This window comes from Hugenholtzia roseola DSM 9546, assembly GCF_000422585.1.
GTDB classification, from domain to species: domain Bacteria; phylum Bacteroidota; class Bacteroidia; order Cytophagales; family Bernardetiaceae; genus Hugenholtzia; species Hugenholtzia roseola.
Window position 1 is genome coordinate 299,033 of sequence record NZ_KE383879.1, and the last position, 24,782, is coordinate 323,814.

Annotated in this window: 21 protein-coding genes; 5 read left to right on the forward strand and 16 right to left on the reverse strand. The window is 41.2% G+C overall.

Features of this window, described 5'->3' with window-relative positions; translation table 11 throughout:
- Positions 1–4: 4 nt before the first annotated feature.
- From G500_RS0111815 to G500_RS0111835, 4 genes are all read right to left on the reverse strand, one after another.
- Positions 5–616, reverse strand: coding sequence for an arsenate-mycothiol transferase ArsC (locus G500_RS0111815; protein ID WP_027002706.1), 612 nt, complete (start codon positions 614–616; stop codon positions 5–7).
- A complete protein-coding gene (gene arsB, locus G500_RS0111820) occupies positions 613–1,647 on the reverse strand; it encodes an ACR3 family arsenite efflux transporter (RefSeq protein WP_027002707.1) in 1,035 nt (344 codons plus the stop codon). Before arsB ends, G500_RS0111815 begins: the two co-directional genes overlap by 4 nt.
- Before the next feature lie 80 nt (positions 1,648–1,727).
- Positions 1,728–1,961, reverse strand: coding sequence for a thioredoxin family protein (locus tag G500_RS0111825; RefSeq protein WP_027002708.1), 234 nt, complete (start codon positions 1,959–1,961; stop codon positions 1,728–1,730).
- Between the two features lie 284 nt (positions 1,962–2,245).
- The gene (locus G500_RS0111835) at positions 2,246–2,755 is read right to left on the reverse strand and encodes a hypothetical protein (RefSeq protein ID WP_027002710.1); all 510 of its coding nucleotides are present in this window, start codon (positions 2,753–2,755) and stop codon (positions 2,246–2,248) included.
- A 117-nt stretch (positions 2,756–2,872) separates the two neighbouring features.
- Here G500_RS0111835 and G500_RS25735 point away from each other — a divergent pair, with 117 nt between their 5' ends.
- Positions 2,873–3,052, forward strand: a complete 180-nt coding sequence (locus G500_RS25735; RefSeq protein WP_154657134.1) for a hypothetical protein — start codon at positions 2,873–2,875, stop codon at positions 3,050–3,052.
- A gap of 11 nt (positions 3,053–3,063) precedes the next feature.
- Positions 3,064–3,882 carry a M48 family metallopeptidase gene (locus tag G500_RS0111845; RefSeq protein WP_027002712.1) on the forward strand — a complete coding sequence of 273 codons (819 nt, stop codon included), beginning with the start codon at positions 3,064–3,066 and terminating at the stop codon, positions 3,880–3,882.
- 1,046 nt (positions 3,883–4,928) lie between these two features.
- Here the strand turns inward: G500_RS0111845 and G500_RS0111865 are convergent.
- From G500_RS0111865 to G500_RS0111875, 3 genes are all read right to left on the reverse strand, one after another.
- On the reverse strand, positions 4,929–6,437 hold the full coding sequence (locus G500_RS0111865) for a leucine-rich repeat domain-containing protein (protein WP_027002713.1): 1,509 nt from the start codon (positions 6,435–6,437) through the stop codon (positions 4,929–4,931).
- Positions 6,438–6,590: 153 nt separating this feature from the next.
- Entirely contained in the window at positions 6,591–7,742 is a 1,152-nt protein-coding gene (locus G500_RS23355) for a site-specific DNA-methyltransferase (protein WP_086047894.1), read from the reverse strand.
- A 5-nt stretch (positions 7,743–7,747) separates the two neighbouring features.
- On the reverse strand, positions 7,748–9,175 hold the full coding sequence (locus G500_RS0111875) for a PDDEXK family nuclease (protein WP_154657135.1): 1,428 nt from the start codon (positions 9,173–9,175) through the stop codon (positions 7,748–7,750).
- A gap of 597 nt (positions 9,176–9,772) precedes the next feature.
- Between G500_RS0111875 and G500_RS23360 the strand changes: the two genes are divergently transcribed.
- Together G500_RS23360 and G500_RS0111895 are read left to right on the forward strand one after the other, a co-directional pair.
- The gene (locus tag G500_RS23360) at positions 9,773–10,267 is read left to right on the forward strand and encodes a low molecular weight protein-tyrosine-phosphatase (RefSeq protein ID WP_035757289.1); all 495 of its coding nucleotides are present in this window, start codon (positions 9,773–9,775) and stop codon (positions 10,265–10,267) included.
- 35 nt (positions 10,268–10,302) lie between these two features.
- Positions 10,303–11,217: a fructosamine kinase family protein gene (locus G500_RS0111895; protein ID WP_245574485.1), complete on the forward strand. Its 915-nt coding sequence runs from the start codon at positions 10,303–10,305 to the stop codon at positions 11,215–11,217.
- A 91-nt stretch (positions 11,218–11,308) separates the two neighbouring features.
- On the opposite strand, the gene G500_RS0111900 is transcribed toward G500_RS0111895, so the two are convergent.
- Positions 11,309–13,846 carry an ATP-dependent Clp protease ATP-binding subunit gene (locus tag G500_RS0111900; RefSeq protein ID WP_027002716.1) on the reverse strand — a complete coding sequence of 846 codons (2,538 nt, stop codon included), beginning with the start codon at positions 13,844–13,846 and terminating at the stop codon, positions 11,309–11,311.
- A 567-nt stretch (positions 13,847–14,413) separates the two neighbouring features.
- On the opposite strand from G500_RS0111900, the gene G500_RS0111915 reads away from it, so the two are divergent.
- Entirely contained in the window at positions 14,414–15,208 is a 795-nt protein-coding gene (locus G500_RS0111915) for a DUF6348 family protein (RefSeq protein ID WP_027002717.1), read from the forward strand.
- Here G500_RS0111915 and murI read toward each other — a convergent pair.
- The 8 genes from murI to G500_RS0111960 all read right to left on the reverse strand — a co-directional run bounded on the left by murI (position 15,177) and on the right by G500_RS0111960 (position 24,706).
- Complete coding sequence (gene murI, locus G500_RS0111920) at positions 15,177–16,013, reverse strand: glutamate racemase (protein WP_245574486.1); 837 nt, start codon at positions 16,011–16,013, stop codon at positions 15,177–15,179. The genes G500_RS0111915 and murI overlap by 32 nt on opposite strands.
- 105 nt (positions 16,014–16,118) lie before the next feature.
- Complete coding sequence (locus G500_RS0111925; RefSeq protein WP_027002719.1) at positions 16,119–16,826, reverse strand: lysoplasmalogenase; 708 nt, start codon at positions 16,824–16,826, stop codon at positions 16,119–16,121.
- A 100-nt stretch (positions 16,827–16,926) separates the two neighbouring features.
- A complete protein-coding gene (gene porQ / locus G500_RS0111930) occupies positions 16,927–18,033 on the reverse strand; it encodes a type IX secretion system protein PorQ (protein WP_051203507.1) in 1,107 nt (368 codons plus the stop codon).
- A 75-nt stretch (positions 18,034–18,108) separates the two neighbouring features.
- Complete coding sequence (locus G500_RS0111935; protein WP_154657137.1) at positions 18,109–19,659, reverse strand: OmpA family protein; 1,551 nt, start codon at positions 19,657–19,659, stop codon at positions 18,109–18,111.
- Between the two features lie 94 nt (positions 19,660–19,753).
- Positions 19,754–22,492, reverse strand: a complete 2,739-nt coding sequence (locus G500_RS0111940; RefSeq protein ID WP_027002722.1) for a PAS domain S-box protein — start codon at positions 22,490–22,492, stop codon at positions 19,754–19,756.
- A 253-nt stretch (positions 22,493–22,745) separates the two neighbouring features.
- The gene (locus G500_RS25740; RefSeq protein ID WP_154657138.1) at positions 22,746–22,898 is read right to left on the reverse strand and encodes a hypothetical protein; all 153 of its coding nucleotides are present in this window, start codon (positions 22,896–22,898) and stop codon (positions 22,746–22,748) included.
- 219 nt (positions 22,899–23,117) lie between these two features.
- The gene (locus G500_RS0111955; RefSeq protein ID WP_027002724.1) at positions 23,118–24,191 is read right to left on the reverse strand and encodes an alanine racemase; all 1,074 of its coding nucleotides are present in this window, start codon (positions 24,189–24,191) and stop codon (positions 23,118–23,120) included.
- 65 nt (positions 24,192–24,256) lie between these two features.
- Positions 24,257–24,706 carry a GNAT family N-acetyltransferase gene (locus G500_RS0111960; protein ID WP_051203509.1) on the reverse strand — a complete coding sequence of 150 codons (450 nt, stop codon included), beginning with the start codon at positions 24,704–24,706 and terminating at the stop codon, positions 24,257–24,259.
- Positions 24,707–24,782 lie beyond the last annotated feature (76 nt).

Consider the following 24,782-nt stretch of genomic DNA (forward strand, 5'->3'; position numbering starts at 1 on the left):
AGATTTAAGCGTTTAATGATTTGAAAACCCACCACATTTCTTGTGCGATTTGCAAACTTCTTTCCGCATACATCTGCGTTTGCAGTTCCGTACCGTCAAAGGCTTTAGGGTCGTCGTACTCGATAGGAAAGCGTGCCTCAGCCCCCAAAACCATTGGGCAGGCTTCGTTGGCACTGCTGCACGTCATAATCGCTGCAAATTGACTTTGTGGATTAAAAAAATAATCGTAGGTTTTGGAAAAACAAATCATCGGGGCTTCATTTTCGTCATATTTAACGGCATATATGGGATTTTTTCCTTCCGAAAGCTGCAAAATTTCAAAACCCTGATTTTGTAATGTTTCGGCAATCTTAGGAAACATCTCCGTAGCTTCCGTACCGCCCGAATAGCAAAAAATATTTTTTATCCTAAAATGAAAAGCTACCGTTTGCGCCCAAATCTGCGACAAATGACTTCTGCGCGAATTGTGTGTGCAGATAAAATTTAAGCGAATCGTTTCGCCTTTTTCCAGCTTACTTTTTAGGTAATTTGAAAGCGGCATTAAAACCGATTTTCTCTCTTCGGAAATATTGTTTTCCGAAAAACTATTCAAAAGTTCTGTGAGTTTTGTGTTCATTTTGTATAAAATTTTTGTTTGAGGAATAAACTTGCCCTTACCAATAAAATCAAGACAGGCACTTCGACCAAAGGACCGATAACTCCCACAAAAACCTGTTCGGAATGTATGCCAAAAACGGCAATCGCAACGGCGATGGCTAATTCAAAATTATTGCCCGTAGCCGTAAATGAAATCGAAGCATTTTCTTGATAATTTACCCCCATTGCTTTATTGATAAAAAAGCTCACAAAAAACATCAAGACAAAATAAATTACCAACGGAATAGCTACCTTTAATACTTCAAAAGGCAATGCTATGATTTTATCACCTTTGAGGCTGAACATCAATACAATCGTAAAAAGCAAGGCGTACAAAGTAATAGGTGAAATTTTGGGAACAAACTTGGTATTGTACCAAGTAATGCCTTTGGATTTTAGCAAAAATTTTCGGCTCAAAAAACCTCCTAAAAAGGGGATACCCAAATAAATAAAGACGCTTTGAGCCACTTCGTCCATCGGTACTCGAATGTTAAAATCCCCCAAACCAAGCGACTGGGGCAAAATATTGATGAAAAGCCAAGCGTAAAAACTGTACGTAACGACCTGAAAGATGCTATTCAATGCCACCAACAAGGCGGCATACTCGCGGCTTCCGCCCGCCAAATCATTCCATACAATCACCATCGCAATACAACGTGCCAAACCTATCAAGATAAGTCCAACCATATAGTTTGGCTCATCTTTGAGGAAAACAACAGCCAAAACAAACATCAATATCGGACCCACTATCCAATTCAAAAGTAGGGAGAGCGACATAACTTTTTTGTTCTCAAAGGCTTTTGGCAAGAGCGAATAATCCACTTTTGCCAAAGGCGGATACATCATCAGGATTAGCCCGATTGCCAATGGAATATTGGTAGTCCCTACCGAAAGGGCATCAAAAACTTCCTTCGTATTGGGGAAAAAATAACCTAAGCCCACGCCGATAAGCATTGCTAAAAATATCCAAAGCGTAAGGTAACGGTCGAGAAATTTGAGTTTTGGTTTCATTTTTTAATTTTCAACTTCATATTTTAAGATTTGAAAATATAGTAACTTTCAAATCTTAAAATATAATTTTTGTTTTATTTTTAAATTAAAATATTTTTTACCTCCTCAACAGTGGCGACTTTGCCTTTGATTTTAATTTGCTCATCTATGACCAAAACAGGGGTAGAAAGTACATTATAAGCCATAATGTCTTGAATATCCTCTACTTTGATAATATGCGCCTCGATACCCAACTGCGAAATCGCTTCTTTTACGTTCGCTTCGGTTTGTTTACATTTGGGGCAACCTGTACCCAAGATTTTGATGGTTTTCATTTTGAAAAGGATTGAAGATGAGTGTTTTGTTTTGCAAAGATAATACGTTTTTCGTAGAAAGACGAAATTTGTAAGAAAAAAGTTACCTTTTCAATTACAAAAAAAGACCCCAAACGCTGCCTTCCCAATTCGCGCTTAGACGCTTGGGATAATTTGGCAAGTTTGGGGCTATCGCTATTTTTCGTAGGGCTGAAAGAAAACAGCGTTTGGTTTGTGCCTTTGGGCAGTTGCAAACCACTTTTTCTATGAATAAGAACAGATGAGCCGTTGGTTTAACTATTGATTTAGTCGTTGGTAAGCTCGAAGGCGTAAGACTTGGGGTCTAATTTTAAATTGCTAAGGTTGAAATTTTTGATGAAACGCTCAATGACCTCGTCGGTACATTCGCGCACATTGAGGCAGGCATCTAAGCCTACGCCATAGGAAAGGGAATCGTCTAACTCGATAAATTCGCTCACGCGGATAGTGCCTTCCTCTTGCAGGGTTTCGAGCATTTCGTTGAAATAATCCATCGCTTCGGGATTGCTATCGGCATCTTTTTCTAAATTAAAGGCAGGAAAGGCATCGGCAACGCGCTGTTCGGCAGCCTCGTAGATATCCATTTCATATTGAAGGCGCAGGGTATAAATGCAGGCATCAAAAATAACGGGATTGCCCTGATACTCGCCTACAAAATAGACCCCTACCGATTCGGGCGTGCGCTCCATGTCTGGATTGAGGACAAACTGCCTGCCTTCTTGTTGGCATTTTTCGCGTAATTGTTTGATGGCTGCGGGAGAAAATCCTTCGTTCATATAAAGTAAAGAGGAAAGAGAAAGAATGGAAAGAAAATAGGGTCGCGCTTATTACTCGTAAGCGGTGAGTTTTGTTTGATAAAGGCTTGCTTTTTTGCAAAAGTAACATAAAAAAAGATGCAAAAAAAGACGGCAGCACCATTTTGGGACAATCTTTGCGAAATTGTAGGAGCTACCCAACCAGAAAAAGCCCTATCTTTCCTTTGCCTTGTGCAGGGCATTGTAAAGCCCAAAGAGGCGCAACAAAGGCGATTTAAAGGCAATTTCGTCGTTTTTCTATCATTTACCTATCACTAATTTCAATTCTAATGCAAAAAATAAGAGCTTATTTCCTTCTTCTTCTTATCGCCCTTACTTTTACCTTCGAGCAAACCGCTTGTAAGGTAGCAACAGCAGGCGAAAATCAGTTTAACCTTTTCACCGTCGAGGACGATAAAAAACTCGGTGCAAAAGTAGCTGCCGAAATAGAAAGCAGCCCCGACTACAAAATTTTGAGCGAAAAAGACTATCCCCAAGCCTACCAATACCTGCGCGGTATCACCAATAAAATCCTCAATTCGGGCAAAGTAAAGCACCGAAACGATTTCCAATGGCAGGTCAAAATCATACACGACGACAAGACCCTAAACGCCTTTTGCACCCCGGGCGGATACATCTACGTCTATACAGGCATCATTAAGTTTTTAGACAACGAAGACCAGCTTGCAGGCGTAATGGGACACGAAATTGCACACGCCGACCGCCGCCATTCTACCCGACAAATGACACGCACCTACGGTATCCAGACCCTACTCGATGTCGTCTTGGGCAAAGAAAAACAAGGCATGATGACACAAATTGCACAAGGGCTTATCGGACTCAAATACGGACGCGAAGCCGAAAAGGAAGCAGACGATTATTCGGTCATCTACCTCTGTGCCACCGAATACCAATCCAATGGGGCGGCAGGTTTTTTCCAAAAACTCCTCTCACAAGGGCAGGGCGCAGGCGTACCCGAATTTTTAAGCACGCACCCAAGCCCCACTAACCGCGTAGCCGACATCAACCAAAAAGCCGCCGCCATGAAGTGCAGCACCAAATTGAGCAGCAAAAACTATCAAACCTTCAAAAATATGCTGCCCAAATAAAAACTCAAAAAGGCAGAAAGTCCGTCAGTAGGCTATAATCCTATCCGACGGACTTTATTTTTTTGTCAAGATGTACTGCCAAAAACCTTATAAGGATTTGAAAAATATCATTTATTCTTAAAATATTTTTCAAATATAAAAAAACTAAAAGCGGAAGGGATAACCATAAAAAAGGCGTTGTTACAACGGTCAGAAAGTTAAAAATCTGGGTTTTGTGCTTGGTGCAAACCTGCTGAACCCCCACCCTGCCCTCCCCCCATAGGGGAGGGTTCGAAAATCAAACTAATTTTCAATATTTTGCATAACAAAGCAAAGATACTTTATGATAAAAAAGCCCCGCCCTATGGGGGCGGGGTTTGGGCAGTGATGTTAAATTCTAAAAATTAGATTCAAATGTAGGGACAAGGCATTGCCTTGTCCGCAGTGAGATTGAAATAAAAAAGGGCTTTCAGACCTAAAAAAGGGTTCTGTCCAAATTTTGTTTCGTTTCTAATTTGACCAAACAAGGCTTTTTACAGAACTTAACATTACTGGGGGTTTGGGGTGGGGTGCATTTAAGGCTTTTATCGTTGTAACAACGCCCATAAAAAAGCTAATAGCAGCAACTATTACGGTTTCTTTCCACGAAAGGAAAAGGTAGGCAGATACACAGAAAGTCAGAAATAGTGATATTTGGACTATCTATAAAATTTTTAGTTTGAATTCCATTTTTTTATTTTTAATGTTTCAGTCAGATTTTCGCTATCTTTTTTTTTGCAAGTGGAAAAGAGCAGAAAAAACCACAGTCAGACTAAACAGCCTTAGATTTCTGATTCATAAGGCATTGGGAAGATAAAAAACAAAACGCTATTTTGCAATTTTTTGAATCATTTTAACAAAATTTAACTTAGAAAAATTTTAAAAATTCGCCAAACCCTTTTTGCTTTGTTTCTAAATTTTTAAATTTTCTTGCTGCAAAAATGGAAAAAAACAAAAACCCTCGCCTTTGCAAGCATACGCAAGGACGAGGACTTTTCATAAAAATTGGCAAAGTTGGAAATAGTTTTTTATTCATTTACCTCAAATTCGCCTTCGCCCGACACGTCATACTGTTCGGAAATATGGTCGTGTAGCGGCGTGCGAAAGATATAAACTTTGTTCAATTTTTTTAGCACTTTTAAGGCATCTAAATTTTTAATCTGCGTATAAGCGAGGTCTAAATAGGAAAGATTGCGCGCCTGTGCCAAAATCTCTACCTGCGCCACCTGCGTATTTCGCGCATTGAGGTAGCTCAAATTGGGCTTATTTTCAAGCCCTTCCAAATCAGTAAGAGGCGTATCTTGGCACTCTAATTTTTCTATTTGGGTAAGATTTTGCAGCGGCTTCAAAGTCGTTACCTGCGTTTGTCCGATTCGCAATTCCTTTAAATTTTTCTTATCCGCCAAAGGCGCAAGGCTGGTAATCGGATTTGCTTCTATATTAAGCGTTTCTAAAAGCACAAGTTTTTGTATAAAATCTAAACTTTGAACGTTGGTACTACCCAAACTAAGCGTTTTGAGTTGTACCAAATCCGACAAGGCAGACTTTGGCTCTGCCGTAATTCTATCCAAAGTAAGAATCTCTAAGGCTACCAGATTTTGCAGTGGCGCAAGATTTTCTACTTTTGTATCTTGCAAATAAAGCTCCTTTAAATTAGTCAAATTTTTCAAAGGACTGATATCTACAATTTTTGTATCATTGCAGGAAAGTAGGCGCAATTTTTTGAGATTTTGCAGCGGCAGCAGGCTTTCTACTTTTGTCCAACCGATATAAAGTTCGTCTAAATTTGTCAGGTTTTGCAGCGGAGTGAGGTCTTCTATGTTGGTGCGCCAAGCCAAAATAGAAGTGAGTTTGTCTAAATTCACAAGCGGTTTTATATCAGAAATAGGAGTCATGATAAAACTAATTCGCTCTAATTGGGTCAGATTTGAAAGCGGACTTAGGTCGGAAATCAGCGTGTAGGCGATATAAAGGCGTTTGAGATTTTTGCTCTCCGCCAAAGGCTTTAAGTCGGTGATGCCTGTGCCTGAAATAGATAGCTTTTCTAATTTGCTAATTTTTTTCAAATTTTGTGGCAAATTTTTAATACCGATACATTTTTGTACCCAAATTTCGGTCAGATTGGGGCAGGCAGTCAGGGGGCTTAGGTCGGAAACCAGCGTTTTTTCAGCCCTTAGAATACGCAAAGCAGGCATATCTGCAAGAGGCGCAAGGTTGCTAATAGGCGTATAAGAACAATTTAAAACTTCTAATTTAGACAAAATTCTTAATGGTTCTAAATCTAAAATAGAATCATTGTAGGCATCTTTCGTACCCGAAATATCGAGTTCGTTCAGCAAAGCCAAAGCCTGTAACTGTTGTGCCGACGGTTGTCCCTCCCATTTTTGCGTGCGTATAAAGACATTTTGCCAAATAGAGTCCAAATTTTGCCACCACATTTGTAGGGGCTGCTGCGCCGATACGCCCTGCCAAAAGCCTAATCCGACACTAAGACAAAAAAAATGAAATACGAATACGATTATTTTTCTTTTTCGCATGTGAGATATTTTTTAAATATTTTCAGGAATAATAACAGATACCGCAACCAAAACGCCTTTGGACAAAGCAAATTTGGCGCACCTTTTTTTTCATACGCACAAAAGCCAAGAAAAAGTATAACTATTCAAGAAAAAAGCCTGCCTAACTTGTTTTTAATGCCCCCATTGCGTCGTTTTTTCTTTTTTACAGCGTATTTTTTCGTAAGTTGGCTTAGGTGCAAATATATCTCCTGCAAGGCTTTCTACTTTTTCGCTGCTTATCTTGATGGCTTGCTCGGATTGGTCTATGCCTATCCAATGTCTGCCTAAAAGCTGTGCGGACTTCAAAGTTGTTCCCGAACCACAAAAACAGTCTAACACATAACTGCCTGAATTTGAAGAAGTTTTGATAATTAAATCCAACACCTCTGCATTTTTTTCTGTGGGATATTGAGGGTATGGTGGGTCTTTCATTTCCCAAATATCTTGCACCCGTTTTCCTTCTTGCTCGTCTAAATAAATTTTTTTGCGCGGATTGCCCTTATCCGACCACTCAATTAGCCCTTCTTTGTCCCAAAGTTCTAAGGTGGCTACCTCTGTTCGCCAATGCCTGCCTTTTGGGGGCAATATGCCCTTAAAGGGCTGCGAAGTATTGCCGTTTTGCGTTTCGCCTGGGGCATGCAAAGGGATTGTGGTGTATCTTCTGCCGTTTTTATCTATTTTAGGAAAAAGTTTAATTTTATCTTCTTCGGTGTAGGGCATTTTAGGTTCATTCCAAATTGGATTTTCACCTTTTGAATAAAATAAAATCATATCCTTAATATTTCCATAACCTTTTCTTGCAAAATTTTTAGGATTGCATTTTATGCGTGTAATGTCGTTTCTAAAATTTTCCATGCCAAAAATTTCGTCCATCAAAATCTTGACATAATGCCCAATTTTGTAATCAATATGTAAATAAATTGAACCTTGTTCTGATAAAAGCATTTTGAGCAAAACCAATCTTTCACGCAAAAACTCTAAAAACGCTCCCCCTTGCAATTTATCTGAATAAGCAACCTTGCCCTTTTTTTCGTTGCTTATCGTGCTTGTTCTTTCGTCGGAAAAGGTAAAGGTGTTGTTGGTAGCAAAGGGCGGGTCGATATAAATAAGGTCAATTTTACCTACAAAATTTTGCTTTTCTACCAAATTTTTAAGCACCAGCAAGTTTTCACCAAAAATCAATTTGTTTGGACTTATTTCATCATTCTGCTTTACAAATTCAGTTTCAGGAATTTGATTGTATATTTCAGTTTCGTTTTTTTTGTGGGGGTAATGTAGGCGCATGGGCTTTAAGATTTTAAAGCATTTTCATTTAAGATTTTACATTCAATAGCCTGATTTCCTTCACTTCTTTCAATTATATTATTGTTTTGAACTATTTTGAAATTATCATTTTCATTGTCGGCAACTACATAAAATTTAATCCCCCTTTTAGTAAGTTTTTCGGGAAGTTCTTTAAGTTTCTTCGGAAAGAAGTCTTTATTTACGTCTTTCAAATCATAAGGAATGACTGGATAGAAATTCACATACCTACCGCCTGCTTGTGAAAGATTATGTAAACGTGCATCAGAATCTTTTTTCTCAAAATCAAATGTTTTGGCATCAAAAGCAAACAAAGTTCCTCTATTCGTAACACAAAAAACATCATATTCGGCGGCTTGCTCACCTTGATTCGTTTGTTTAGCAATTTCTAAATTGGCGTAAGCCTCGATAACTTTGTGTTCAGTAGTATCTAATAATTGTTTAATTCTTTGAACTATAATTTGCTCAAAATAGAACGCTGTTCTATCAAAATTTGAAATATTTTTTAGTGTATCTTTTGATACATTAAGTTTATTTATATTTAATTTATTTTTTAACTCTTTATTATCGATTGGAACAGAAACAGGAGCTATTTCACCTCTAATAATATTAAAAAATTCTCCTTTTATAATTTTATCTTTTTCTTTTTTAAGAAAAATACTATTTTTTAAATATCTTGAAAAACTATCTACATTATTTTTATCTGGAAAATATAGAATTTTTGACTTAATATAAGATATAATATTTTCTGACTTATTTTGCAATATATTTTTAATTTCGTTTATATTATATTTCAAATCTTCATCTATTTGCTCAAAATTTTGTGCAGGCAATCTAAATAAAAACTCTCTAAATTCATCATATTTTAATAAATCTTTAATCTCTTTTTTTAATATTATAGTAGCTTGTCCTTTTTTATAAATCAGTTCGGTTTTAGCATTTTCTTTAATAACATAACCAAATGTTTTCAAGATTTCTGCTGCCGTAAGAATTACATCAATAGATTCAAGCCTATTTTTTAGTTTTTCCTCTTTGTATTCCCACCATTCTAAATTTTTCGTCGCAGGATTTGCATAACAAATTTTATCTTTATTTTTTCTTTCTTGAAACACCTGCCAAATGGCAAATTGTTGCGGCTTTTGTCCACCTCCAACATTCCAAATACAACTTTCTTTGTCTTTAATTTTAGTTTTAATTTTTTCACTTATAGCAATGATGTCACTATCTTCATTTGAGTTAAGGATAATTTTATCGCAGTGGATTTGTCGCTTTTCAAGCACTTCCTTAAAACCATCTGCCCATTTTTGGCTATTAGCATAAGAAGTTTCTATGATTAAAAACTCACTTACTCCGCATTGAATAGCTGGAATCAAGTTGGTTGTATTTTGTTCAGTAGAAATACCAATCATTAACATAGTGCCATTTTTAAAGTTAAAAAATTATACTTATACCAAAACAAGGTTGCCTTTACTAATTTTATGTTTAGTAACACAATCCCCCAAATATACAGAAAACTCACACAAATTGCAACTTTTTTCACCTTAGCATTATTTTTTTTAAATAGAGATAGAGGTTGAAGATTGTGAATTTCGCCTACCTACCTCTCATTTTGTTTACCCTGCTTGCTCATTTTTTATACAAAAAGCTCTTGTGTAAGTTTTTTGTCTTTTTTTAAGATACCTAAAAAACCGCCCCCTTTGGCTCGCCAGATTGAAAGATTTGTAGTTCGGCGTTTTATTGCGCTCAAAATAAGCCATGAAAAGCTATGCCGCCCAAAAATTTAGAATTAAAGGTGAAGCGTGGTTTAAAAGTTTTTTAATTTTGCGACAAAAAGATGAAAGTAGCACAAATTTTAAGCGTAATTTTATGTAAGGTCTTGCGAAATCTTGTTTTTTTGTGTAGCTTTGCGGACGAAAACTTGAAAAAAAGAAGCGAATTATACGCTATGTCGGTGATTGACTGCACCCAAGCCTTTCGCTATTTCTGAAAAGCCTTCTTTCCCCAAAATGTCTATGATTCGCGTTCTCTTTGTTTGTTTGGGCAACATCTGCCGCTCGCCCTTAGCCGAAGGGCTGCTCCTCAAATTGCTTGCAGAAAAAGGCTATAGCCAACAAGTAGGCGTGGATTCGGCAGGCACAAGTGCCTATCATATCGGGCAGCCCGCCGATGCCCGCACGTTGCGCAACGCTGCGGCTCATCAAGTACATCTGCCCAGCCGAGCGCGTCAGATTAGTTTTGCAGATTTTTATGATTTTGATTATATCCTTACGGCAGATAATGCCGTACATAAGATGGTCTTGCACCAAGCACAAGCCGCCCAAAAGCAACACCAAGCCCCTATAAAAGCCCAAATCGCACTCCTGCGCCCCTTCGGTGAGCCTGCCGAAAGTGCAGTTCCCGACCCTTACTACGGCGGCGAAGAAGGCTTCGAAGCCGTTTTCCAAATTCTGACACGTGCCACACAAGGCTTTTTCAACCACCTGCAACAGACCCATTTTCCCGACTAAGCACCCTTCCCCTCTTTATTACAAACGTTTTTCCTATGGCATACTTCCTTCACAACCAAGATTTTATGGCGTTCCCCGCCGACGATTACGAGGCTTTTTTCGAGGCAATTCTCTTCTCTGCTTTTGGAAAGAACGTCCCGATTCTCAAATTTCAACCCTTAGGAGGGGGCTGCATCAATAATGCAGTGCTGCTTGAAACCAAAGAAGGCAACTTTTTTCTCAAATGGAACGATAGCCAAGACGAAACCTTTTTCCAAGCCGAAGCGCAAGGATTAGAACTTTTAGCCGATGCCGATACAATTCTCATTCCGCAGGTTTTGGCGTATGGTAAAATAGACCAAAAATCGTATTTGCTCTTAGAAAATCTAAATAATACATTCCGAAAAGATAGTTTTTCTAAAATCTTAGGCGAACAAGTTGCCCTTTTGCACCAACAGACACACCCCAAATATGGCTTGCACTTCGATAACTTTATCGGCTCTTTGGTACAAAAAAATGATTTTTATGACAACTGGATAGATTTTTTTATAGAAAAAAGATTGCGCCCTCAAATTGGATTGGCATTTTACAAGGGCATGATTGATAGGAAATGGGTAGAAAAAGCCGAAAAATTATACGAAAAATTGCCCCAACTGCTGCCACAGGAAAAGTCGGCTCTGCTCCATGGCGACCTTTGGAGCGGCAATGTCGTTTCAAATAAGGAAGGCGAACCTGCCTTGATAGACCCTGCCGTTTATTACGGAAATAGAGAAATAGAACTTGCCTTTACTTATCTTTTTGGCGGCTTTGAAAAATCATTTTATCAGGCATATCAGGCTACTTATCCACTTTTGGCAGGCTTCGAGGAGCGCAAAGCCCTCTACCAACTGTACCCGCTTTTGGTGCATGCCAATCTTTTTGGAAAATCTTACCTCAATAAGGCAGAGGAAATTATCAAATCATACCTATAAAAAGCGGCGTTTCATAAAATAGATAACCTAAGAAAAAACCCTAAGCGTCTTGCGGACACTTAGGGTTTTGTTTGTTTGAAACTTTACACAATTAGGCTTCTTTTTCTTCGGATTTTTTCTGAATCCGAACTTTGAGTTCCTCTGTGCCTGCCTCATGGTCGGCATAGATGGTATCGCCTTCGGCAATCTCACCCTTTAAAAGTTCCTCTGCCACAGGGTCTTCGAGGTACTTTTGAATGGCTCTATTGAGCGGACGTGCGCCATATTGCGGGTCATATCCTTTTTCTGCTAAAAAGTCCTTCGCCGAATCGGTAAGTTTGACCTCATAGCCAAGCGATTTGATTCTGCCAAAGAGTTTATCTAAGGAAATGTCGATGATTTTGTGCAAATGCGTTCTTTCCAAAGAATTGAAGACAATGACATCATCTAAGCGATTGAGAAATTCGGGCGAAAAGGCTTTTTTGAGTGCCTTCTGAATGGTATCTTTCATGGCATCATCGAGCTGTTCGGTATTGGCAGTAGAGCCAAAGCCGATACCTGTTCCAAAATCTTTGAGCTGACGCACGCCGATATTGGAGGTCATGATGATGATGGTGTTGCGAAAATCTACGCGCCTACCCAAACCGTCTGTAAGGATACCGTCATCTAAAACTTGCAACAAGATATTGAAGACATCAGGGTGCGCCTTCTCAATCTCATCTAAAAGCACGACAGAATAGGGCTTGCGACGGATTTTTTCGGTAAGCTGTCCGCCCTCTTCATAGCCTACGTATCCCGGAGGCGCACCTACTAAGCGCGAAACGGAAAATTTTTCCATGTATTCGGACATGTCAATGCGCACAAGGGCATCTTCCCTATCGAAAAGGTAAGTAGCTAAAACTTTGGCAAGCTCGGTTTTGCCTACCCCTGTGGGACCTAAGAACATAAACGAACCGATAGGCTTTTTGGGGTCTTTCAGCCCTACGCGCGTCCTTTGAATGGCTTTGACCAACTTCAAAACGGCGTTGTCTTGTCCGATAACCTTCCCTTTGAGCAGTTCGCCCATATTGAGAAGTTTTTGCCCCTCGCTTTGTGCAATACGCTTAACGGGTATGCCTGTCATCATAGCAATGACCGAACTGATGTCGTCTTCGGTTACGGGATAGGTCATCTTGCGGGTGTCGTGTTCCCACTTGTGTTTGGCACGTTCCAATTTTTCGATGAGCCTTTTTTCCTTGTCGCGAAGCTGTGCGGCTTCTTCGTATTTCTGACTCTTGACGACCTGATTTTTCTCCTTTTTCACGTCCTCGATTTGTGCTTCCAAATCTACAATCTCTTCGGGGACATGAATGTTATTGATATGCACCCTTGCGCCTGCTTCGTCTAAAACGTCAATGGCTTTATCGGGCAGGAAGCGGTCGGTGATATAACGTTCAGAAAGGGCAACGCAGGCTTTAATGGCTTCTTCGTCATAGGTAACGTGGTGATGCCCTTCGTACTTATCCTTGATGTTGTGCAGGATTTGTACGGTTTCTTCGGGCGAGGTAGGCTCTACCATTACCATTTGGAAACGTCTTGCCAAAGCCCCATCTTTTTCTATGTATTGGCGGTACTCATCTAAGGTAGTCGCACCGATGCATTGGATTTCGCCACGTGCTAAGGCAGGTTTGAACATATTGGAAGCATCAAGCGAACCTGACGCGCCTCCTGCACCTACGATAGTGTGGAGTTCATCTATAAAGAGAATAATATCCGAATTTTTTTCTAATTCGTTCATCACTGCCTTCATGCGCTCTTCAAATTGCCCTCTATACTTTGTGCCTGCCACTAAGGAAGCCAAATCGAGGGTAACGACGCGCTTTCCAAAAAGGACACGCGACACTTTTTTCTGTACAATACGCAAAGCCAAACCTTCGGCAATGGCAGTCTTGCCGACTCCCGGTTCGCCGATAAGAATAGGATTGTTCTTTTTGCGGCGCGAAAGAATCTGTGCCACGCGCTCGATTTCCTTTTCTCTGCCGATAATAGGGTCGAGTTTGTCGTCTTCGGCAAGTTTGGTTAGGTCGCGTCCGAAGTTGTCTAAAACAGGGGTGCGCGATTTTTCCGACGATTTTGCAGGTTCGCTTCTGCCTGCGCCGCCGCCAAAGATGCGGCTATTTTCGTCTTCGTCGTCGTCAGCGTCGCGGCTGGCTTGTGGAAGTTGCTCTTCGGTAGTGTGGTGATATTCGAGCAGGTCTTTGACCTTGTCATAACTCACTCCCGCCTTTTCCAAGATTTGGGTCGCGATATTTTCAGGGTCGCGCAAAATAGAGAGCAAAAGGTGTTCAGTACCGATAAGCTGCGCTTTGAAGTAACGCGCCTCGATGTATGTGATTTTCAGAACGCGCTCTGTTTGGCGTGTTAGGGGGAGATTGGTCAGGTTGCGAATGTTGAAGTTGGCAGTGCCAGCGGTGGCACGTTCTACTTCGGCTTTCAAGTCTTCGAGCGAAATGCCCATTTTCTTTAAGACCATAACTGCCAAGCCCTCGCCTTCACGAATCATCGCCAAGAGTAGATGTTCTGCGCCTATATAGTCGTGTCCGAGCCGCAAAGCTTCTTCACGGCTTAGTGAAATTACTTCTTTCACTCTATTCGAAAATTTTGCTTCCATAGAAGTCCGTTTTAAAGCCGCAGGTGTTGGGGCGGCGAGTTTGGAGGTAATAAAAATTAAAAGGTTTAGAGGTGGTTTGGATAGCTGCTTACAAGATAGCTTTTTTTTGTCAAAACGCAAAATAGGCGTGCTATGTTACCGAAAAAAAAGTAATTTTGACAAGCCTGCTTGTGCTACCCCTTTGGGTAGTAATGTTAAGCTCTGCGAAAAACCTTGTTTTGTCAAATTAGAAACGAAATAAAATTTGGGACAAACCTTTTTTAGGTCTGAAAGCCCTTTTTTATTTCAATCTCACTGCGGACAAGGCAATGCCTTGTTCCTACATTTGCACTTGATTTTTAGAATTTAACATCACTACCCTTTTTGGTAGGAGCGAGTGGGCAAAGAGATTGCCAAATCGTGAGGAAAGGTTTAAACCTGCCTTTTTGTCAATCTTTGACTTCTACGGCTAAAAAGGCGATTGTAAAACTGCAATCTTGTCAGGCAGGCAGGGCGAAAGCCTATTTTTTCGTATCTTTATTTTTGGGTAAAATCTTGCTACCTTCTTTATCCTGACTCCTTCTTTCTATGATACACTACTTGCTCAATCTTTTTCGTCAGATTCAGAAAAAGCCACATGAACGCTATTTCGAAAAAGAAGCCGAAGAGCAGACTGCCCTTCGTGCCTACACGCTAAAAATGCTAAAAGAAAATCTCGAAACGCGCGACTATATTTGCACGCTTAGAGAAAATGCCTTTGTGGAGGCGTTTCAATTTAGCCAACAAGCCTTCGAGGTAGAAATCCGCCTGCCTTATTTTTTGCACCAAGAGGCTGATATTCATATCGCACTTGAAATTATCCTGACTTGGGGCGTAGAAAAATACAGCCTAAGCGATAGATTTTCCGCCACTGCCCCTTCGCTCACCGAGGCGATAGAAGAAATTTTGAGCCGCTGGTTTAGCACCCTTTTTGCCTTTTGGGAGCTATTAAATGGGGGCGACCTTGTGCCTATGTCTTCTCAAAAATGGACGCATTGGGAGGTTTGGGCTTTGCCTGCCCAATACGATTCTTCTCAAAATGCCGACGGTGAAAAGATTGCACCCAAAAGCACACCTTTGTCCGATTTTGCCTTTTTTAAAGTCTTGCTTCCTACCTTAGAGCGCGTTTTGCAGCAGCCACAAGACCCTTTTCACTATCTTAAAGTGCGCCTTTTTTACAACCAAGACCAAGAAGCCTTTTTAGAACTAAGCCTCGATGGTTTTCTTTTTAAAGAAGCCCAAAAAAACGTAAGCCAAAGCGAATGGCTGCCCCGTTTGCAGGGGGGCGCACAGGTTACGCAATATTTTTTACTCACTCCCATAGGCGGAACAAAGCCAATTTGACCTCTTTTCCAAAGAAAATTTGGGTAGTAGCCTGAAAAGATTGTGTAAAATCAGACACATAGAAAGCGTCTGCTTCCGTTTTCTCACTGCTCAAAAGTGCTTCTTCGGTCAGATAGGCTTTCAAACTTTCTGCCACAATCATAGAGCCATCTATCAAGACTACCTCCCGCCCTTGTTTTTCAAAAAAAGCGGCGATGTCATTTTTGATAAGCGGATAGTGGGTGCAGGCTAAAATCAGGGCTTGGATAGGTGCTAAGATAGGGTCGGAAAGGTAGCTTTTCACAACTTCCTTACTTACTTGGTCATTGAAAAAACCTTCCTCTATTAGGCTTGCCAAAAGGGGCGTTGCTAAGGCATGAAGCGCGATGCCTGCCTGCTTTTGCGCAATTTGCCTTTGATAGACCTGCGAATGAACTGTCTGCCTTGTGCCAATAAGTCCTACCTCGCGATTGGGAAAAGCCTTTGCCACCCACTCGACCATAGGCGTAATGACATCGATGACCTTTGCACGTGAGCCTGTGTAGGCACGCGCCAATTCCGCCGCCGCCGCCGAAGCCGAATTACAAGCAATGACAATCACCTTGCAGCCATGTGAGAGCAAAAAATCTATGGATTTAATCACATAAGCCTGCAATGCGGCTGTTGATTTTTCGCCATAAGGCAGATGGGCAGTATCGCCAAAATAAATGAGCCGCTCTTGGGGCAATAATTCCGATATCGCCTTAGCAACCGTCATGCCACCAATGCCGCTATCGAAAACGCCAATAGGCGCGGAACGGTTTTCCGAAGAAAAAAACATTTCCATGAAAAAACAAAATTTAGACTTTCTGGCAAATGAGAATCCGCTCAAATAGCATCATAACGAACAAAACGGCAAAGGACTTTCTTTATCAAATCAGAAAAAAAGCGTCTAACTTCTTTCTTCTATTTCCAATATCAGCCCTCTTACGATAGAAAACTGCGCTATCAAATAGGTAAGCATCACAACTACACCTGCATAGGGAATATTGATGCCATAAACGAAAGTATCCAAAGCCAAACAGCCATCGGAGATAATAAAGAAAAATGCCCCATAATAGACCCATTTGGCACTTTGCGAAGAAACCTGCCCTGTGCGTTGCAACGCCATATAGACCATCAAGACAATAACGGCAGCATACACAAAAACGGCGATTTTCATTTCAAAACTTAGCCATGTGTATAAGTAGCCGTATAAAATTGCGCCGCTCGCCACAAAAGGGAAAGCGTCTAATCCTATCTGACTCCAAGTGCGCCCTGACGGACTAACCACCGAACTGCGAAAAATAAAAATATAAATCAGATGCGCCACCAAAAAAGCCGACAAGCCCGCCAGAAAGAAAAGCGAATTAGTCTTATCGTATAAAAGTGCGGCATCGCCTACCCAAGCACAAAAAAGGGCAGCCAGCGTTAGGCGAAAAGTAGGATTCTTTTTGTTGTCGATTTGTACAAAAAAGAAAATCATAAGCAAGGGCATAAGCAAAGGCTTGCTCACTTGTTCGAGCCAGAAGAGTTTGGCATATTTAGAAAACAAATTAGCCAAGGTTGCTGCGCCAAAGAGTGCCAATACGAGTTTGGCTTGAGATTTTAGTTCGTCCATGAGGAGCAAAAGAAAAGAGTTAGGTCATTTTCAAATCATACCGCCCAAAAAAGGCTTTTGAGCAGCAAATTGGGTGCAAGATAAACAAAAAATCGCACGGTTAGTCTTGCGAACTTACTTTTTGTTTTTTAAAGAGTTTTTTAGCATCAAAAGTAAGCGAAATCTGATTTGCCCCTCCTGCTACGTGCAAAAGCGAGCGCGAGTAGGCAAAATCTAAATTTCGGACGCGCAAACGCATACCAAAGGAAAAACCAACCATAGCTGGACGTGCTGCCACTATCATTTCGCGCCTACGCAAAAAATTGTAGCCAAAGCGCAAATTAAAATTTTTGTGCAAAATAAATTCCGCCCCCAAGACGAAGCGGCGCAAAATCTTATCACCTGTGCGCGTATCTACGGGAATTTCTATGCCGTTGGGGTCTAATTGGGTATTGCGTGTAGGGTCGTTATAGACGACATTATTTCTGAAATTGTGCAGGGTAAGTGAAAAGCGGACAGGCATTTTTTCGGGTTTGTAGGAAACGCCCAACTGTGCATCAAAAGGTGGCGTGAAGGTGCTGCTTGATGTGTAGTTTTGGTATAAAAATCCAATATTTTTCAAAACCAAGCCTACCTTTAAATCTTTTTCGGGGTGCAAAAGCGTACCTGCTATATCGAGAAAAAAGCCCCCTGCGGAAAAATTATCAATACGTGAGCCTGCCCATTTGAAGGTTGCGCCAAGTTGGTAGTTATCTATTTGATGCGATTTATGAACGGATAAGGCAAAATCGGCGGCAGAAAAATCGTTAGTAGGGTTTCCCAAAGCATCAAAGCCTGCTATTTTTCCATAGTTTAGGTATTGCAGCGAAACGCCCCAAAGCCCTATTTTGTTGGAATTGTGCGCATAAACAAGGGTAGTCTGATTGATGCCTCCCTGAAAACCGTAATAGTTGAGGGCAAACTGATTGGCAACCTCTTTTGAAAGAAGGGCAGGATTGTGCAGAAGTACGCCTACTTCACTATCTTGCGAACTGACATTGACTCCGCCCAAGGCAGTAGTGCGCGTGTGCAGGGGCATATTGAGGAAAGAGAAGCTACTGCGCCCCCCAAGTTGCGCCCAAAGGCTGCTTTGAGAACAGCCCAAAAACCATAGTAGTACGAGGATTTGAAAAAAAGAAAAGTTGCTTTTTTGAAAAATATGCAGAAGCGGATTTGCCGAAATAGTCATGGGCGCGAAAGGAAGGAAAAGTTAAGACTTCAAACCTAAACGCAAAGATAGTATTTTCGCTGCAAAAACGAAGTTTTATTCTACCTCCAAGATTTTCATTTCTACCCGCCTATTTTTTTCAGAATTGCCTGCCACTAAGGGCTTGCTGCCGCCATACGCCTTACTTACGATTCTTTCAGGCGCAATTCCTTTTCCTACCAAATAATCTACTACGGTCTGGACGCGCTTTTGCGAAAGTTCTAATTGTAGCTGCCGCACCTTTTCGTATTGTGGGTGTGAGCGCGGCAAATCGCGGTCGGTATGTCCCGAAAGCTCGATGCGTACTTTGGGGTTTTCTTTTAGAAAAACTGCCAAATCGTCTAAACCTGCCGTCTGTAAAAGGGCGTAGCTTTTGGTTTGAAAACTGATTTCATTGAGCGTAACAGTGCTACCCTTCGCCATGACCGTTTCCTTCATCTTAACCGTCTTTACTTCGGGCGCAAAAGTTTCGAGGGGCTTGACCTCGATTTCGGTAGTTTCCACTTTTTCTTCGAGTACAAAAACCTCCTCTTTTTTGGGGTCTTCTTCGTTGTTTTGTGCCAATATCGGCTCTTCTTTTTTGAATTTCATCTGAAAAAGCCCCTCTACGGCTGTTCCTATCCAAAGGGTGCTATCGCTATCGATGGCTACGGCAGTGGCACTTTTGGCTTTTAGGTCGGAATTGTTCTCATCATAAAAAAACCATTCGCCGCCTCGCGAAAGAGCCATGCCCTTTCCTGCTACCCAAATATCGCCGCTTGCCAAGACTAAGACATCATTAAAGCGGAAGTCGCTGGCGCGGGTAATGCGCTTTGCCATGCGATACATCTGCTGATTACAGGCAAAATATTGCTTTCCCTTTCTATCCACTGCCGTAACGCAGACGTTTCCCTTTTCGTCGGCTTCAATCGAGATAATATTATCCTCGCCATAACCCGATACAACATCATAGGTATCCTTCATCTTGCCGTTCTGAATGGTGAACATGCCCTTGCTTGTGCCTACCCAAATTTCGCCGTTTGGGGCAGCATAGACGGCGTTAAATTCGTCGGTATAAATATTTTCATCAAATTTTTGGTCGTAAAGGGTCTTTTTGCCATTTTTGGCGATTTGCCACAACCCTCCTTCTTGTGTCGCAACCCAAACGCCGCCTTGTTTATCTACCGAAACGGCTTTGATATAAAAATTGCGATTGCTAAAAGTGGGAATTTCTACGTGCGAAACATACTCGCCATAACTATCTAATTGTACCACACTGACAATGTCATTTGAATACGAACCCAACCAAATATTGCCGTTAGGCGCAATCGCAATCGAGCTAACCTTGTGAATAAGCGTATCAAAGGTATTGGGGTTTTCGAAGGTGCGCCAAGTGCTATCGGCATAAAAAGCCACAAAGCCATTTTCTGTGCCTATCCATTTGGTATTGTGCTTATCTACCGCCAAACAGTTGATTCTGCCTTTGGGAATGGGCGTAACTTCGGGTAAATGCTGCCTAAATTCGGCAGGCGGCGCAGGATTTTCGTCTTTTTGCGCCCAAAGGGTAGGGCAGGCAAAAAGAGCCAAAAGGCTCAAGAGGATAAAAAATGGATTGGGTCTTGTTTGCATATTTGCCAAAAAGTTAGGAATTGATGCTGAATTGCCGCTTTTGAAAGTGGGAGGGTTGGAAAGTGGTATAGAAAACAGTTTGTTTTTAACCCTATTAAGATTCCGTTTTGGTGTCTTTTTTGAGCCTAATTTCCTCTACCTCATCGCGTTCGAGGTAGGAAATATCAAAGATAAAGAAATCTATAAAAGATTTTCCTTCGTAAGTAATGGAACGCCCATGCTCCCATACCCATTTGGGCTGCCCATTTTTAGGAAGAAGGCGATAAGAGATGTAGTAGGGTTCGCCTATGGCAAGTTTGTCTGCTACGGCTTCATTGACTAAGGGGATGTCTTCGGGGTGCATAAAATCGGCAAAACCACGCGCCTCGATTTCGGCTTTCGAATAGCCCAAAATTTCCTCTGCGCGTTGATTGACGTGAAACATGGTATAACTTTCATCATTGTAACAACGCGCAATAATGGCAGGCGAAGTATCCAAAAGGTGCATCAGCGAAAGCATCTTGTCGGTGCTTTTTTCCAATTCTTGTGCCTTTACTTCCGAATCTTCCTGCATCTGTTGTAGCATTTCCATGCTTACGCGCATTTCCTCTTCCTGCGCCTGCATTTGGGAAACAAATTCTTCCATGTCCTTTGCCTGCTCTATCATTGGGGTTACATCATAGCAAAGCAAAATGACTTTGATTACTTTTCCTTCTTCGTCTAAAACGGACGTATAAGAGCCTTTGAGGTATTTTTTAGTGCCATCTTTCGCCACTCTTTGAAACTCGCCCTCTACCGAATCGCCTTCGGAGAGCCTGCGCCAGCCTTCTTTATACAAGGGACTTTCCATGATGTGTGGCGGCGTGATAATGTGGTGGTCAGCCCCTACTAATTCTTTGGCATTATAGCCCAAGATGCTACAAAAAACGGGATTGACCGATACAAAATAGCCATCTTTGTCAAATTCTGCCATCGCAATCGAGGCATTGATGGCGCGTAGCTGTTCGCTGGCATTTTTATTGGCTTGGGAGGCACGATTTCGCGCCTTTTCGGTTTCTTGTAAAAGGCGTTTGAGGCGTTTGTCTTGTTTTACCTGTCGGGAAACATCAAAAGCTATGACGATAACCTTGCGCGTATTTTCGTCCTCGTCTAATACGGGTGCGAAAGTCGCATTTGCCCAAAAGTCTATCCCGTCCGACTTAGAGGCTTGGAAAGTGCATTGTGCCACCTGCCCCAATCGCGCCACTTCCCAATTTTCTAAAAGTGCCGTTGCCTGCCCAAAAAGCTCCCTCAAATTTTTACCCAACGCCTCGTCGGGTTTGATTTTGAGCGTTTCGGCAAACTTCGGATTCGCAAAAACGATACGCCCCGTTGCATCTGTTTCGAAGACCAAAGCCGATTGATTGAGAGCTTCTACCTGCGCGGCTAATTCATTTTTGATGAGTTCGGTCTGCTGCATCTGACGCGCCAATTCTTCTTGGGTAGTAGAAAGTTCTTCTACATTTTGGCGCATCTCCTCTTCTTGTGCGCGTAGCTGTTCGGTAAATTCTTGCGTTTCGCGCAAAAGTATTTCGTTGGCAGTTTTGGCACGCAAAGCCAAAAGTGTAGCCGCAATGCGCTCGGAAATTTCTTCTAAAAAGTGTTTTTCGAAATCTTTGAGGTAGTGCATCGAGGCAATTTCAAGTACGCCGACCAGACTCCCTTTTAGATGCAAAGGAATGACTATCAGGCTTTTAGGGGGAGCTTGCCCTAAACCCGATTTGATATAAAAATAATTGTCAGGCACTTGTTCTAAATAGGCGGTCTTGCAGGTCTTCCCCACCTGACCGATAAGCCCTTCGCCCAATCCTACTTCCGAATCCAAGATTCTCTCTGTGCCAAAGGCAAAAGTGGCGGCGGTTTTGAGATAGCGCACCTGTGTATTTTCGTCCGTTTCTAAAAGAAAAATCGAACCCTGCTGTGCGTGCAAGTATTTAATTGTTTCTTTCAAAACCTTTTCTACCAACTCTGCCACGGTATCACTGCTGACCGAAACACTGCTAATGAGGGCAATGCCGTCGCTGTGCCACTTTACGGCTCTTTCCTTTTCTACAAACTGCCGCAAATTGTCGCGCATATCGAGCAAGGCTGCCCCGATTGCGTCATTTTCTTTGGGTTGAAACTGCTGATAGAGGTCGCCTTTGGCTATCTGTTCGGCGATTTTGATGTTGTCTTCTATATTGAGCTGTTCGTACAAATAAATGCGATTTTGAGCGTTTTTTTCGGTCTGTGCTTCTAAATATCGTGCAAAAACGACACAACAAGCAAACTGCAAAGCCCCCATGAGCGTGCCTAAAAAGCCCAAAAGCCAAGCGCGGTCTTTGTCGCCCCAATCGGCTACATCTAAAAAGTAATAACGCAACCCCTGATAGTCTAATTCTACTATCAAAAGAAAACAAATAACAGAATAAAGCCCTGTAATAGTTGCAAAAACGGCTATCAAACGCCAATTTTGGTACAAAACCAAAAGGCTCATGGTGATAAATAGCGAAAAATGGACGTAAAACGCGCCCTGCATTTGCACCATAAAAAGGATAGAAAACATTGCCAAAATACTACTCAATAGGTAGCGTAAGTCGGCGGCATTGACAAACTTCTTACCCAAATAGTAGCCAATCCACAAGCCGCCACTGATAAGTAGCAGATACCACTCCCATTCTTCCCGATAAAAGAAAGAAAGGATAATGCTAAAAGCCACATAGCTACCCAAAATGCTTTCCATAAGCCTATCCACGCGCTCATAGACCTCGTCTTTGAACGCCTGCATTTTTTCCAGCGAAGGCTTAAAATCCTCTACCCGAATGTATTTTTTCATACCTCAAAATCATACCCCAAAATCCTGCCCAAACCGTAGGCTTTCTAAAAAGGCTTCGTTTTGGTAGTAAAAAATACCAAAACACAAACGGCATGGGACAACTCTATTTCTATAAAACCGCGCCTTTTTTGGGAGGCAGGCGGCTACAAGCCCCCAAATTAGTGTTTTTTTTCAAAACGCCCAACCTTTGGCAGGCTTAATCGCAGAAAGCAGGATTTTTTTTTCAAAAATCGCTTCAAGATGAGCCAAAAAGCTAAAAACCCACCTGTTTCATCTTGCGCTTGTACTCTTTTTTACCCACATGGCAGGCAGCTTTTTGGCAGCTACTTGTTAGGAAAAGTCCTACTAAAAACATAGCCAATAACGAAAAAGCATAAAGACGATTTGAAAAAAGTGTTGTTTTCATAAAAATATTTTTGGTAATGCCTACTAATTTTTTTGTTCGGAATAGAAAATCCGAAAAATTTTCAACCTTTTTAACACAAACGCAGAAAGGACTAAGAAGTTGTATCAAGACAAGGTCTTGCAACGCGCTATTTTTCCTTATTTAGTCTGAAAGTTCTTTTTATTTCAAAAAAACTTGGGACAAGACAACGTCCTGCCCCTATCTCAAAAAATTTAACTTTTATTTCAAAATCTTTTCTACATAGTCGGAATTGAGCAGGCGCAGCGCACCCATGTATTTCAAATCAAAACTAATTAAATCGCCTACTTTGTATTCTTTTTCGCTATTTTCAAGGTCTATCACAATCATATCCGAACTTGCCCCAACAATTTTCAAGTTTTTGTCTTCGGGAAGCAGAAAATCGGGCTGTGCTACATCTAAAACGCCAATGTCTATGATGGCACGCTTGGCAGTTTTGCCGTAATCGTCTTGACAGACCTCAAACATTTCACCCGAAGGATTGACCGCCATCACGCCTATCGGCACTTTGGGTTTTTCCTGAATTTCTATAATTTCGGCAAAAAGTTTCATGGTATAACTACTCATTCCTTCAATCGTTTTATTTTCTAATAAATCGTTTCCGAAAAAAAGCGTTTCACCCATTCTAAAATGATTGATACCTTTGGGCAACTGTTTTTTGAGCAGAAGCGGCAAAACAACCGAAGTTCCGCCCGTAACCCAAGGAATCTCGCGCTGAAAACGCGCCTCGATGAGCTGTTTGTAGAGGCTTAATTGAATGAGTTTGTCAGTAGAAGGCAATACACCATTCAAACAGTTTAAATTTGTTCCTATTCCTGAAATTTTAATGTTAGGCAGTCTGAAAATAGAGTCGTAGAAATTTATCAAGTCGTCGCCCATGATGCCCTCGCGCAGGTCACCCAATTCTATCATAATGATAATTTTGTGCAGTTTCTTTTGTCGGGTCGCCTCCTCTGAAAGCCAACAAATTGTTTTATATTCTGTATTAAAACTTACATCAGCATACTTTACTACCTGCCGAATATTTCGCTTCGAAGGGGGCTTGATATAAACCGTTTGCACTTCGGGCGCAAGTTGTTTGATTTTTTTGAGATTGCTCACACGCGAATCGCAAATTTCGCGGATTCCCAGCCCGACTAATTCCTTCAAATACATTTCATTGCCACAGAGCAGTTTCGAAACTATCGCCCACTCTATATTAGCTTGTTGAAATTGTGTATTTAGAAAGTTGAAATTTTGGGAAAGTTTATCAGAATAAAGTTCTAAAAAAGCCATGCTTATTTTTTTTAGTAAGAAAATAGTTTTTAAGTCATAAGACTTAGAAAAACAAATGGACAACCTTAGCGTTTGAGTCGCATTTCCAAATAAGGCGTTTCGAAGCCCAATTTTTCATACAGAAAACGCGCAGGATTGTTTTTTTCTACATGCAAGGCAATGTCGCCTTCTGTGTGCGCTAAGGCATGCAGCATCATTTTTTTGCCAAAACCTTTTCCTCTAAACTGCTGATTGATAGCAATATAGACCAAAATATTTTCGGGAATGTAGCCCTGCATACCTGTCTGATTGGTAACGACAACGCCCAAAACTACCTGTCTTTCGGTATCCGATTCGGAAAAGCCCACATGCACTGCGCCCCCTCTTTCTGGCGCAAAAGCATAGCGCAAGCATTTGGCGATGTCCTCTTTTTTGTCGCCATATTGGTCAAGATTTTTATATAAAAAATCAACTATTTCGGAAAAAGAGAAATACTGCTCCATCTCTTTTTGGGCATGGAAGGTAAGAATTTTCATAAATTGTGTATTTTTTTAAATATTGAAATCGCTAAAAAAGCTACCTTTTCAGGCAGCCCTGTCGTTTTTAGCTTTT